Raw genomic sequence first — 12,478 nt, 5'->3', positions numbered from 1 at the left:
GCTGCGGCTGGCGCTGGCGAGCACCAGCGGTGACGCAGGACCAAAGGTGTCGGCGAGTTCGGCTCGGCCCGCGCCCTGAGCTCCGATCCCGGGCGCCAGGATCGGGCCATTCAGGTTCTCCAGGTCGAGTCCGAGGTCGCGCACTGCAGCTCCAGCCGTGGCACCGACGACCAGCCCGACCGACCCCAGACCGACGTCGGAGCGGTTTTCCCAGGCGGCGGCGTCGGCGATCACCCGGGCCACTGCGTGCCCGATGCTCTGGTCAGGGGTGTTTCCGGGTGCCGGATGCCGCCCCACCCGGTCCCTGACCTCCGCGTGCTGGATGGCAGCGCCCTCCGGGTTCGATGTCAGCGCCAGGACGAACACCCCTCGGCCGGTCTCGGCGGCCAGGTTCAAGGCGGGACGCAGCGACTCGAATCCGAGGTAGGGATTCAGGGTCACGGCGTCGGCGGCCAGGGCCGAGCCGTCCCGCAGCCAGGCGTCCGCATAGGCGGCCATGGTGGACCCGATGTCACCCCGCTTCGCATCGGCGATCGTCATGACCCCGCGGTCAGCTGCGGCAGCCAGCAGGCGTTCAAGGGCGGCCAGCCCGGCAGACCCGTGACGTTCGAACAGCGCGACCTGGGGTTTGAGGATGCAAGCTGTCTCCCCCACCGCTTCAAGGACTGTCACAGCGAACCGCTCGCACCCGGCGGCGTCGTCGGTCAGTCCCCAGGCGGTGAGCAGCGCCGGGTGCGGATCGATCCCCACGCATAGGTTCCCCCGCTGCTGCATGGTCACAGCGAGCCGGGCACCGAAGGTTTCGCTACCGTGCGGCATTACGAACTTTGGTAGCTGCCTGCAGATTGGCGGCGTGCTCCTGCAGGCTGGTCACCGACCATTCGTAGGAGCGCATTGCCTCGATCGCCTGCACTGCCGCACCGAATTCGGGAACCGTGGTGATGACCGGGAGACCGTAGGACGTCGCAGCGGCGCGGATCTCGTAACCGTCGCCGCGCGCCTGCCCACCAGAAGGGGTGTTGATGATCATGTCGATGGTTCCGTCGGTGATCAGATCGACAACTGTTCCCTCACCGTTGGCGCCGGTACCCTCAGCGATCTTGCGCACGGTGGTGGACTGGATACCGTTCCGCCGCAGCACATCGGCGGTGCCGCCGGTGGACAGGATCTCGAACCCGAGATCCACCAGGCGTTTCACCGGCATGATGATTGAGCGTTTATCCCGGTTCGCGACCGAGACAAAAACCCTGCCCTCGGTTGGCAACGCGCCGTTCGCAGCTGCCTGGCTCTTGGCGAAGGCAGTGTCAAAGTATTTGTCAATGCCCATTACCTCGCCCGTTGAGCGCATCTCCGGGCCCAGCAGGGAATCCACCACTGTGCCGTCGGGGGTGCGGAACCGGCTGAACGGCAGGACGGCCTCCTTGACCGAGACGGGGGCATCCAGCGGCAGATCGCCGCCGTCGCCCGTCGCGGGAAGCAACCGGTGCTCGGCGCGGAGGGCAGCAATTGACACTCCGGTCCCGATCAGGGCTGCCGCCTTGGCCAGCTGCACGCCGGTGGCCTTGGATACGAACGGCACTGTGCGGGAGGCCCTGGGGTTGGCCTCCAGGACGTAGAGCACGTCGGATGCCAGCGCGAACTGGATGTTGATGAGCCCACGGACGCCCACGCCGTCGGCGATCGCCAGCGTGGCTTCGCGGACGCGTTGCAGGATGTCAGCGCCAAGGGTGATGGGTGGGAGCACACACGCCGAGTCGCCGGAGTGGATTCCCGCTTCTTCAATGTGTTCCATAATGCCGCCGAGGTACATCTCGGTGCCGTCGTACAGGGCGTCGACGTCGATCTCGATTGCGTCTTCGAGGAACCGGTCAATGAGGACGGGGTGCGCCTCGGTAATTTCGGTGGCGTTGGCAATGTAGCGTGAAAGGTTCGCCTCGTCGTAGACGATCTCCATACCGCGGCCGCCCAGGACATAGGAGGGGCGGACCAGCACTGGATAGCCGATCTCGTCGGCGATCTTCTTGGAGTCCTCGAACGAGACGGCTGTGCCGTTCTTCGGCGAGATGAGCCCCGCCGCGTCAAGAACCCGGCTGAAAGCCCCTCGGTGTTCGGCCAGGTCGATGGCAACTGGTGAGGTACCCAGGATGGGGATACCGGCGTCGGCCAGTTCCTGGGCAAGTTTCAGTGGCGTCTGTCCACCGAGTTGCACAAAGACGCCCATCACGCCGCCGGTGCGCTCCTCGGCCGCGATCACCTCGAGGACGTCCTCCAGTGTGAGCGGCTCGAAGTACAGCCGGGTGGAGATGTCATAGTCAGTCGAAACCGTTTCCGGGTTGCAGTTGACCATCACCGTCTCGTAGCCCGCCTGGCGCAGCGCCATCGAGGCGTGCACGCATGAATAGTCGAACTCGATACCCTGCCCAATCCGGTTGGGACCGGACCCGAGGATGATGATCGATGGTTTGGCGTGTGGGCCTACCTCGTCCTCCTCGTCGTAGGACGAGTAGTGGTAGGGGGTGTAGGCGGCGAACTCGGCGGCACACGTGTCGACAGTCTTGTACACCGGGCGGACACCGAGGGCATGACGGACTCCGCGGACCACCGCTTCGGGGGTGTGGGTCAGGGCGCCGATCTGTTCATCGGAGAAGCCGTGTCGTTTGGCGAGCCGCAGCATCTCCTCGGTGAGGGCCGGTGCCTCCCGCACTGTTGCCGCCACCTCGTTGAGCAGCACCAGCTGGTCAAGATACCAGGGGTCGATCCCCGTTGCCTGATACAGCTCATCGATTGTGCCGCCGCCGAGCAGCGCCTGCTGCACCTGGGCGAGCCGATCAGTGGTAGGGCGCTTGGCAGCGGTGATCAGTGCCGGAACGTCTCTGTCGATAGCTGTGTCGAACGACAGCTGGGAGCCCTTCTGTTCAAGGGATCGCAGGGCCTTTTGAAGCGCCTCGGTGAAGTTCCTGCCGATGGCCATCGCCTCTCCGACTGACTTCATGGTGGTGGTCAGGGTGGGGTCAGCTGCCGGGAACTTTTCAAAGGCGAACCGTGGAACCTTGACCACCACGTAGTCGAGGGTCGGTTCGAATGACGCGGGGGTCTTTTGGGTGATGTCGTTGGGGATCTCATCGAGGGTGTAGCCGAGGGAAAGCTTGGTGGCGATCTTCGCGATGGCGAAGCCAGTGGCCTTGGAGGCCAGGGCTGACGACCGGGAGACGCGGGGGTTCATTTCGATGACCACGATACGGCCGGTGTCGGGTTCGATGGCGAACTGGATGTTGCAGCCGCCGGTGTCGACCCCTACCTCGCGGATGATAGCTATCGAAATGTCACGCAACCGCTGGTATTCGCGATCGGTGAGGGTCATCGCCGGGGCAACCGTAATCGAGTCGCCGGTGTGGACTCCCACTGGGTCAAGATTTTCGATCGAGCAGACGACCACCACGTTGTCGTTCTTGTCCCTCATCATCTCGAGTTCGTACTCTTTCCAGCCCAGGATGCTTTCCTCCAGGAGGACCTCGGTGGTGGGGCTGTACTGCAGGCCCTGGCCGACGATGCGGCGCAGGTCCTTTTCGTTGTATGCAAGACCCGAGCCCAGGCCTCCCATGGTGAAGGAGGGGCGGACCACCATCGGGTAGCCAAGGTCGGTTGCAGCCTCCAACGCCGCGTCGATGGAGTGGATGATCGTTGACCTGGCGGATTCGGCGCCGCACCGGGCAACCACTCCTTTGAACTTCTCGCGGTCCTCCCCCAGTTCGATGGCCGCGATGTTGGCTCCGATCAGTTCAACGCCGTACTTCTGCAGGACGCCGTGCTTGTCCAGCGCGATTGCTGTGTTGAGGGCGGTCTGCCCGCCCAGGGTCGGCAGGAGGGCGTCGGGGCGTTCCTTCTCGATGATCTTCGCCACCACCTCCGGGGTGATGGGCTCCACATAGGTGGCGTCAGCGAATTCGGGGTCGGTCATGATGGTCGCAGGGTTGGAATTGACCAGGATGACGCGCAGGCCCTCCTCCTTCAGCACCCGCAGCGCCTGAGTTCCGGAATAGTCGAATTCGGCGGCCTGGCCGATGACAATCGGTCCGGAGCCAATGACCAGGACGCTCTTGAGGTCGGTTCTGCGTGGCATCTAGTTTTCTTCCTTATCGCTTGCGTCGCGGTTCTGCTGGTCATCGGACCGGGTATCTGCCATCAGCTGGATAAACCGGTCAAACAGGTACGCCGAATCGTGGGGTCCTGCCGCCGCCTCCGGGTGGTACTGGACGGAGAAGGCGGGCACGTCCAGGCAGGCGAGGCCCTCGACGACGTCGTCGTTGAGGCTCACATGGCTGACCTCAACCCTGCCGAAGCGTCCCTCCGGCGCCTGCGTGGGACCATCCAGCGGCGCGTCGACGGCGAAGCCGTGGTTCTGCGAGGTGATTTCCACCTTGCCGGTGCGTCGGTCAAGCACGGGCTGGTTGATACCGCGGTGTCCGTAGCGGAGCTTGTAGGTGCCAAAGCCCAGCGCGCGGCCCAGGATCTGGTTGCCGAAGCAGATACCGAAGAATGGGATCCGCGCGTCGAGGACTTCCCTGAGCAGGGCTACCTGCGGGTCTGCGGTGGCCGGGTCACCGGGCCCGTTGGACATGAACACGCCGTCCGGTGACTCGCGGGCCAGGTCGTCGAAGGTTGAGTTGGCCGGAAGCACAACAGTTCGCACACCCCGCTGGGCGAAGTGTTTAGGAGTCATCGCCTTGATCCCCAGGTCCAGTGCGGCAACGGTAAACAGCGGCTCACCCGACCAGCCATTGTCGGACGGTTCGACGACGTATCTGCTGGTAGCGCTAACCTCGTCCGCCAACCGGGCACCCTTCATCGACTCCTGGCCAGCAACCTGCGCCAACAGCTCGGCGTCGGAGCCGGCTGCTGCCTGACCTGAGAAGATGCCAGCCTTCATCGCCCCACGTTCGCGCAGGTGCCGGGTCACAGCCCGGGTGTCAACACCCTGGATGCCGACGATGCCCTGGTCCAGGAGCTGACCGTCGAGGCTCTGTTCGGAACGCCAGTTGGAGGGACGGCGGGCAGCATCGCGCACAATGTAGCCGGCCACCCAGATGCGGCGGGACTCGGCGTCGTCGGCGTTGACCCCGGTGTTGCCGATGTGGGGGGCGGTTTGGACCACCAGCTGGCGAGCGTAGGACGGATCGGTGATGGTCTCCTGGTAGCCGGTCATGCCGGTGGCGAAGACGGCTTCGCCCAACGCCGTTCCCTGGGCGCCGTAGCTGCGGCCGCGGAACGTGCGGCCGTCCTCGAGTATCAGGACGGCAGCGCTCTCGGGTGCTGGCTGGGTGGAATCTGTCACTGTATGTCCTTAGTGGGGGTGTGGGTCTGTGCTGGGCCGGGAGTGTCGGTGGGCGACTGGGTATCGGCGGGGACGAGGGCGGCTGCTGCGTGCAGCAGCCCGGTGCGGGCCTCTGCCTGGCGGGTCCTGAACCCAGTGTCAACGTCCGAGCCGTTCAAAGCCCAGGTGAACACCACCAGCCCGTCCTTCTCCACGAATTTGCCGGCCATGCCGCGATCCAGCCTGACGCTGCGGAGGGCTGCCCGCTGGATGAAGAGGTCCCTTGCACCGCTGCGGACGATCAGGATGCCCTCCTCGTGGATGCTCGCGGTGGCGTTGGATTTGACGCCCAGGTCGTGGACCGCAATCCGGTCGAGCCAATCGCCGGCAGTGGTGGTGACTACGTACTGGCCTGTGGCCAGGTAGAGCGGTTCGCTGAGCATCTTGGGCGCCTCGGACGGGGCAGCGATGTCCTGTTGCCGCGCCAGTCGGTTGCGCCAGCCCAGCGCGCCAAGGCCGATGACGGCGGCGATGATGCCCAGTGAGAGGGCGACGGGCATTAGCCAGTCCATGTGGATTCCTCAGCTGCAGTTGGGTGTGGTGTGTTCAGGCGACCATCCAGCACTGTGGGGTGGCCCCTGAAGAAGGTGGCGTGGACGGCACCGGGAAGTTCTGTGCCTGCAAATGGGCTGTTGCGGCCCATGGTGGCCATTTTATCCGGATCGACCACCCAGCGGGCAGCGGGGTCAACGAGTGTGACGTTGGCTGCCTCACCGGCAACACATGGTCTGCCCTGCTGCTCCAATCCGCCGATCGCTGCCGGGGCGCGGGATGTGACGCGTGCGAACCCTTCCCAATCCATCAGCCCCGAATTGATCATGGTGTGCTGCACAACTGATAGAGCAGTTTCCAGCCCGGTCATCCCCATCGCGGCCTGGGCCCACTCGCACTCCTTGTGCTCGGAGGGGTGCGGCGCGTGGTCGGTGCCGACAATGTCGATGGTGCCGTCCGCGAGGGCCTCCCGCAGCGCCTGGACGTCTTCGCCTGTCCTCAGCGGTGGGTTCACCTTGTACACCGGGTTGTAACTGCGGACCAGCTCGTCAGTGAGGAGGAGATGATGGGGAGTGACCTCAGCGGTGACCCGGATCCCCCGGGCCTTGGCCCAGCGGATGATGTCCACCGAACCGGCAGTTGACACATGGCAGACGTGCAGCCGCGACTGAACGTGGTGAGCCAACAGGACATCCCGGGCGATGATGCTTTCCTCGGCGACGGCGGGCCAGCCGGTCAGTCCGAGCACAGCCGAGACGGCGCCCTCGTTCATTTGGGCGCCCTCGGTCAGCCGCGGTTCCTGGGCGTGCTGGGCGATTACCCCGTTGAAGGCCTTCACGTATTCCAGTGCACGGCGCATCAGGACTGGGTCGCTGACGCACACTCCGTCATCGGAAAAGACGCGGACGCCGGCACGGGAGTCGGCCATGGCACCGATTTCGGCGAGCTGGGTGCCGCCCAGCCCAACTGTCACAGCTCCCACCGGACGTACCTCGACCCAGCCGGCACGCCGGCCGAGGCTATAGACCTGTTCGACCACCCCGGCGGTGTCAGCGACGGGGGTGCTGTTCGCCATGGCATGGACGGCTGTGAAGCCGCCCTTGGCTGCAGCTCGGGTACCGGTCTCGACAGTTTCAGCGTCTTCGCGTCCGGGTTCCCGGAGGTGGGTGTGCAGGTCCACCAGGCCCGGGAGTGCCACGAGCCCGTCAGCGTCGATCAGCGTGGCGCCAGCGGCAGAAAGGCCAGTGCCCACTTCGGCGATGATGCCGTCGGCGATGAGCAGGTCCGCCCGTTCCCGGCCCAGCAGTGCTGCTCCTCGAATCAGATAGCGGGCTGGTGCTGTCATCGTGAGTTCTCCTGGGTCAGTTGGGTGGTGGCTGGCACTGAAGTCGCCTGGTGCTCACCGGAGAGCAGTAGATACAGCGCTGCCATCCGGACGGAGACCCCGTTACGCACCTGGGCGAGGACTGTGGAGCGGGGCGAATCGGCTGCTCCAGCGGAGATCTCAAGGCCCCGGTTCATCGGGCCGGGGTGCATGATGACCGTGTGCTCTAGACCATGAGTGTCGAGTGCTGCCAGCCGGGCGTCGTCGAACCCCCATCTCCTCGAGTATTCACGGGTGGAGGGGAAGAATGCAGCATTCATCCGTTCGGCCTGGAGCCGCAGCATCATCACCGCGTCGGGCCGCGCCGCCAGTGCCTCGTCCAGATCGTAGGTGATCCGGCACGGCCATGCCTCGGCGCCGACCGGAACGAGCGTAGGCGGGGCAACCAGTGTCACTGAGGCGCCAAGTGTCTTCAGTAACCAGAGGTTGGAGCGGGCCACCCGGGAATGCAGGACGTCGCCGACGATGGTCACCGCCATTGATGACAGATCGGACCCGATGGCTGGGACGCCTGATATTTTCGCCCAGTGACGGCGGAGGGTGAACGCGTCGAGGAGTGCCTGGGTGGGGTGTTCGTGCATCCCGTCCCCCGCGTTGATGACGGCGGCGTCGATCCAGTCGGACGTCGCCAGCCGGGCCGGGGCGCCGGACGCCCAGTGCCTGATCACCACTGCATCGGCGCTCATCGCCTCAAGGGTTTGGGCGGTGTCCTTCAGCGATTCACCCTTGGACACCGAGGAGCCCTTGACAGCGAACGTGATGACGTCCGCAGACAGTCGTTTAGCAGCGGCCTCGAAGGAGATCCGGGTGCGGGTGGAATCCTCGAAGAAAAGGTTCACCACTGTCCGTCCGCGGAGGGCAGGAAGCTTCTTGATTTCCCGTTCCCCGACGGCCGACATCTCTTCGGCAACGTCGAGAATCTCGATGGCATCCTGCCGGGACAGATCACGGGTGGAGAGCAGATGCCTCATGCTGGGCCCTCGATGATCACTTCGGTGACGTCGTGGCCGTCGACGGCGTCAATCTCGGCCAGGTGAACCCTCACCTTTTCAACCGAGGAGGTCGGCAGGTTCTTGCCCACATGATCGGCACGGATAGGCAACTCCCGGTGACCGCGGTCGACGAGCACCGCCAGCCGCACAGCCCGCGGCCGGCCGAGATCCACGAGGGCATCGAGTGCGGCGCGGATGGTCCGCCCGGAATACAGGACGTCGTCGACCAGGACAACTACTTTGTTGTCAATGCCCGACGGCGGCAGCTGCGTTGGCAGCGGTGGGCGGGTGGGATGGTGGCGGAGATCGTCGCGGAACATGGTGACGTCGAGCTGGCCGACGATCGCTGAGGGGTCAAGTGAGATTCCGGTGCTCTGGTATTCGGCGGCGGCTATCTTCGCGGCCAGGCGCTGGGCAAGTGGATAACCTCTCCGCGGGATGCCCAACAGCACCAGGTCGGTGGTGCCCTTGTTGGCCTCGAGGATCTCGTGGGCAATACGGGTCAGCGCACGGTCAATATCGGCTTCGGCGAGAACGACACGCGAAACAACACTCTCGGGCCGAGGTGCAGGCATGTTCATTTGACGCTTCCTCCTTCCCCGCCTCACAGGACGGAATTTAAAGGGTGGTTGCGTCTCCAAAACTATCACAGCGCCTACCGCTTATTCTGTGAAGATGACTATTCCGGCACCACCTCCCTGGGAATCACTGCAACCGGTTGAGCCGGTCTGGGATCGGGCGGTCCGCAGGGGTCCCGGCGTCGCGAACGTGCTGCTGGTGGCAGTGACGGCTATGGTTTTGGTGGTCCTGGCCTGGTTCCTGGGCTCCTCGCTGGGCGCCGGTGCCTTGATCATGTGCGGGGTTCTCGCGCTGATCCCGCTGTCCATCTGCGTGGCCGGACTGATGTGGATTGATCGCTGGGATCCCGAGCCCCGTGGCGCCCTGTGGTTCGCGTTCCTGTGGGGTGCCGGGATCTCGGTCGTCGCGGCGCTGCTGCTCGGCAGCTATGTCACTGAGCTGCTGGAGCTGGCGCTGGCCTCGACGCCGTCGGAAGTCATCGGTCCGGTACTGCAGGCACCCCTGGTGGAGGAGATCGCCAAGGGGCTCGGAGTGCTGGTCCTCGTGTTCTCGCGGCGGAGCCACTTCGATGGCCCGGTGGATGGGATTGTGTATGCCGGGATGGTCGGGGCGGGTTTCGCGTTCACCGAGAACATCCTGTACTTCGGAGCTGCGGCGCTGGCTGGCGGCGGGCTGGGCGGCCTGGTCTCAGTGTTCGTGATCCGCGGGCTGTTCTCGCCCTTTGCCCACGTCATGTTTTCGGCGGCCCTGGGAGTGGTGCTGGGGCTCGCTGTGGCACGCGGCGGCACCCGGCACATTTTCGTGGCCTTCGTGGTGGGCCTGGTGCCAGCCATTGCCGGGCACATGTTGTGGAACGGCGGGTTGCTGGTCTTGTTCACCGACTTCTTCGAGTTCTATTTCCTGATCCAGCTGCCCCTGTTTTGTGCAGCGATCGCCAGCATCATGGCCCTTCGACGGGCCGAGCGTCGTCTCACCGAAGCGCGGCTCGGCGGCTATGCGGCGGCCGGATGGTTTACGGGCCAGGAGGTGCAGATGCTGGCGACTCGGGGCGGGCGTTCGCAGGCGTTGGGCTGGGCCCGGCGCATCGGTCGCCACCAGATCATGGTCGCGTTCATCAGGTCCGCTACCCGGCTGGCGTTCACGCGCCAGCGCCTCCTCGCCGGGCACGATACGCAGCTCAACACCGCGCGGGAGCGGCTTCTACTGGCGGAGGTGACCCGGCTGCGGTCTGAGCTGCTGGCCCCGGCCGGTCGCTGACTGCCCGGCCCAGGGCGCGAACCCTAGGCGAGCAGCGTCGGCTTCAGCTGCTGGAGCCGGCCCAACAGGCCGTTGATGAATGCTGGTGATTCATCGGTGGAGAGCATCTTCGCGAGTTCCACAGCTTCGCTGACGGCAACGCCGTCGGGCACGTCAGGGTTGTAGAGCAGTTCCCAAGCGCCCACGCGGAGGATCATCCGGTCCACTGCTGGCATCCGGTCGAGGGTCCAGCCCTGCGAATAGGTGCCGAGGAACTCATCGATCTGCTCCCCCCGGGTCATGACCCCTTCGATGATGTCCACCGAATACGGGGCAACCACCGTGTCGGTCTTTTCCCGGCGCGCTTTGAGCGCCTCGAGGGGTGAAACGGCACGCTGCTCCGCTTCGAAAAGGATGTCGAGTGCCCGCCGGCGGGCTTTACTGCGGGCGCTCACTCGTTGACGCGTCCCAGGTAGTCGCCGGTCCTGGTGTCGACCTTGACCTTGGTTCCGGTTTCCAGGAACAGGGGAACCTGAATGTCGTAGCCGGTCTCGACTGTTGCTGGCTTAGTCCCACCGGTGGAGCGGTCGCCCTGCAGCCCCGGCTCGGTATAGGTGACCTCGAGCACTACTGAGGGCGGCAGCTCCACGTAGAGGGCTGATCCTTCGTGCATGGCGATGGTGACCATGAGGCTCTCAAGCATGAATTTCTCGGCCTGGCCGACGGTCTTGCCGGGCACGGTGAGCTGATCGTAATCCGACGTGTCCATGAACACGAAGTCTTCGCCGTCCTTGTACAGGTACTGGTAGTCGCGGCGGTCAACTGTTGCAGTTTCGATCTTCAATCCGGCGTTGAAAGTCTTGTCGACTACCTTGCCCGACAGGATGTTGCGCAGCTTGGTGCGGACGAAGGCGCCGCCCTTGCCTGGCTTGACGTGCTGGAACTCGAGAACGTTCCACAGGTTGCCTTCAAGCTTCAGCACCGTGCCGTTTTTGATGTCGTTTGTGGTAGCCACAGGGTCTCTTTCGTGTAAAACATCGACGTCCGGGCAGTAAGGATCCGAAGGCCACATGCAGTGAGGTGGGAAAAGTCCAGAGCCCATTCTACCCTGTGGTGCAACCGCTGGCTGCGGCGGGTGCCGCGCGGGTGGTTAGGAGGCAATCTCCTGATAGGCAGCGAAGAGCAGCGACGTGTCGGGGACCTCGAGCATGCTGGGGCGGGCTATGTCGTCAAGAACAACGAACCGCAGGAGGTCACCGCGTGACTTTTTGTCCCGCCGCATGCCATCCAGGAGGGCAGCCCACCGGTCCCGGCGGTATGTGACGGGCAACTCGAGGAGTTCAAGGATGCTGCGATGGCGGTCGGCTGATTCGTCGCTCAGCCGGCCGACCATCCGTGAGAGTTCAGCGGCGAATACCAGTCCCACTGAGACGGCTGCGCCGTGGCGCCAGGAATAGCGCTCGGCCAGTTCGATCGAATGTCCGAGGGTATGGCCGTAGTTGAGGAACTCCCGACGACCGGTGTCCTTGAGGTCGACCGACACTATTTCGGCCTTGACCGCGACGGCCCGTTCGATGAGTTCGCGGACAATTGCCGAGCTGCCGTCGGACACGGCCGCCGGATTCGTCTCGATCAACTCGAGGATGCGGGGATCGGCGATGAAACCGCACTTGACCACCTCTGCCATCCCCGTGAGCAGTTCGTTGCGTGGCAGGGTGGACAGGGTATCGAGATCGGCCAGCACTGCCGCGGGGGGGTGGAACGCTCCGACAAGGTTCTTGCCTTCGGCTGTGTTGATGCCCGTCTTGCCTCCCACCGCGGCGTCAACCATTCCGAGGAGACTGGTCGGGAGGTGCACCACCTTGACGCCCCGCAGCCAGGTCGCAGCAACGAAGCCCGCCAGGTCGGTGACGGCTCCGCCGCCGACTGCCACCACTGCGTCCGAACGCGTAAAATCGTTCTGCCCTAGTACCTGCCAGCAGAAGGCAGCCACCTGAATGTGCTTCCCCTCTTCGGCGTCCGGAATTTCGGCTGTCACAGCTGTAAAGCCGGCGTCGGCCAGCTCGGCGCGTACTGTATCTCCAGTGCTCCTCAGCGCCCGCGGGTGGATCACCAGCACGCGGCGAACCCGCTCCCCCAGGATGGCCGGAAGCTTCTCCAGCAGTCCGTGGCCGATGACTACCTCGTAGTTTTCAGCCGTAGTGGTACCGGTGACTTTGATGACTGTCGGCTCATTCGCCATGACTGTCCTTTCCGTTATTCTGTGCTGGCTGCGCGTGTGCTGGCTGCGCGTGTGCTGGCTGCGCGTGGGCTGGGTGCGGTGGCGTCAGCCCAAGGGCTGTGGAGACCTCGGTGACCAGCTGATCAATGCTGCGGCCCCGCGTGTCCAGCACCCGGTCGGCCAGCCGCTCGTACAGCGGACGG

General features: G+C 64.7%; 11 protein-coding genes and 1 pseudogene. 1 reads left to right on the top strand and 11 read right to left on the bottom strand.

From position 1 onward, the window contains the following. The 7 genes from pyrF to pyrR form a co-directional block, all read right to left on the bottom strand. The coding region (pyrF, locus tag Y703_RS18560) for an orotidine-5'-phosphate decarboxylase (protein ID WP_035764216.1) at nt 1–819 on the bottom strand (819 nt) is incomplete at its 3' end. Then, complete coding sequence (gene carB, locus Y703_RS0107325; protein WP_026552180.1) at nt 806–4,120, bottom strand: carbamoyl-phosphate synthase large subunit; 3,315 nt, start codon at nt 4,118–4,120, stop codon at nt 806–808. The genes carB and pyrF, both read right to left, overlap by 14 nt. Continuing rightward, nucleotides 4,121–5,332 (bottom strand): glutamine-hydrolyzing carbamoyl-phosphate synthase small subunit, encoded by a 1,212-nt coding sequence (gene carA / locus Y703_RS18555; protein ID WP_035764167.1) that lies wholly within the window; start codon nt 5,330–5,332, stop codon nt 4,121–4,123. After that, on the bottom strand, nt 5,329–5,883 hold the full coding sequence (locus Y703_RS18550) for a PH-like domain-containing protein (RefSeq protein ID WP_051427385.1): 555 nt from the start codon (nt 5,881–5,883) through the stop codon (nt 5,329–5,331). The genes carA and Y703_RS18550 overlap by 4 nt, the downstream gene beginning before the upstream one ends. Further along, the gene (locus Y703_RS0107310; RefSeq protein WP_026552179.1) at nt 5,871–7,208 is read right to left on the bottom strand and encodes a dihydroorotase; all 1,338 of its coding nucleotides are present in this window, start codon (nt 7,206–7,208) and stop codon (nt 5,871–5,873) included. The genes Y703_RS18550 and Y703_RS0107310 overlap by 13 nt, the downstream gene beginning before the upstream one ends. After that, nucleotides 7,205–8,218, bottom strand: a complete 1,014-nt coding sequence (locus tag Y703_RS0107305) for an aspartate carbamoyltransferase catalytic subunit (protein WP_026552178.1) — start codon at nt 8,216–8,218, stop codon at nt 7,205–7,207. The genes Y703_RS0107310 and Y703_RS0107305 overlap by 4 nt, the downstream gene beginning before the upstream one ends. Then, complete coding sequence (pyrR, locus tag Y703_RS0107300) at nt 8,215–8,814, bottom strand: bifunctional pyr operon transcriptional regulator/uracil phosphoribosyltransferase PyrR (protein WP_026552177.1); 600 nt, start codon at nt 8,812–8,814, stop codon at nt 8,215–8,217. Before pyrR ends, Y703_RS0107305 begins: the two co-directional genes overlap by 4 nt. A gap of 100 nt (nt 8,815–8,914) precedes the next feature. Here pyrR and Y703_RS18545 point away from each other — a divergent pair, with 100 nt between their 5' ends. Beyond that, nucleotides 8,915–10,075, top strand: a complete 1,161-nt coding sequence (locus tag Y703_RS18545) for a PrsW family intramembrane metalloprotease (protein ID WP_155849433.1) — start codon at nt 8,915–8,917, stop codon at nt 10,073–10,075. 23 nt (nt 10,076–10,098) lie between these two features. On the opposite strand, the gene nusB is transcribed toward Y703_RS18545, so the two are convergent. The 4 genes and pseudogenes from nusB to Y703_RS22615 form a co-directional block, all read right to left on the bottom strand. Then, nucleotides 10,099–10,509 (bottom strand): transcription antitermination factor NusB, encoded by a 411-nt coding sequence (gene nusB, locus Y703_RS0107290; RefSeq protein WP_026552176.1) that lies wholly within the window; start codon nt 10,507–10,509, stop codon nt 10,099–10,101. Then, complete coding sequence (efp, locus tag Y703_RS0107285) at nt 10,506–11,069, bottom strand: elongation factor P (protein WP_026552175.1); 564 nt, start codon at nt 11,067–11,069, stop codon at nt 10,506–10,508. Before efp ends, nusB begins: the two co-directional genes overlap by 4 nt. 135 nt (nt 11,070–11,204) lie before the next feature. Then, nucleotides 11,205–12,296, bottom strand: coding sequence for a 3-dehydroquinate synthase (gene aroB, locus Y703_RS0107280; protein WP_026552174.1), 1,092 nt, complete (start codon nt 12,294–12,296; stop codon nt 11,205–11,207). After that, nucleotides 12,286–12,478, bottom strand: a pseudogene (locus Y703_RS22615) (hypothetical protein); the annotation flags it as partial. The pseudogene Y703_RS22615 and the gene aroB, both read right to left, overlap by 11 nt.

Source organism: Arthrobacter sp. H20, assembly GCF_000520515.1.
Classification (GTDB): Bacteria; Actinomycetota; Actinomycetes; order Actinomycetales; family Micrococcaceae; genus Arthrobacter_D.
The sequence above is the reverse complement of the archived record's forward strand: the minus strand, read 5'-3'. Positions and strand labels throughout refer to the sequence as shown.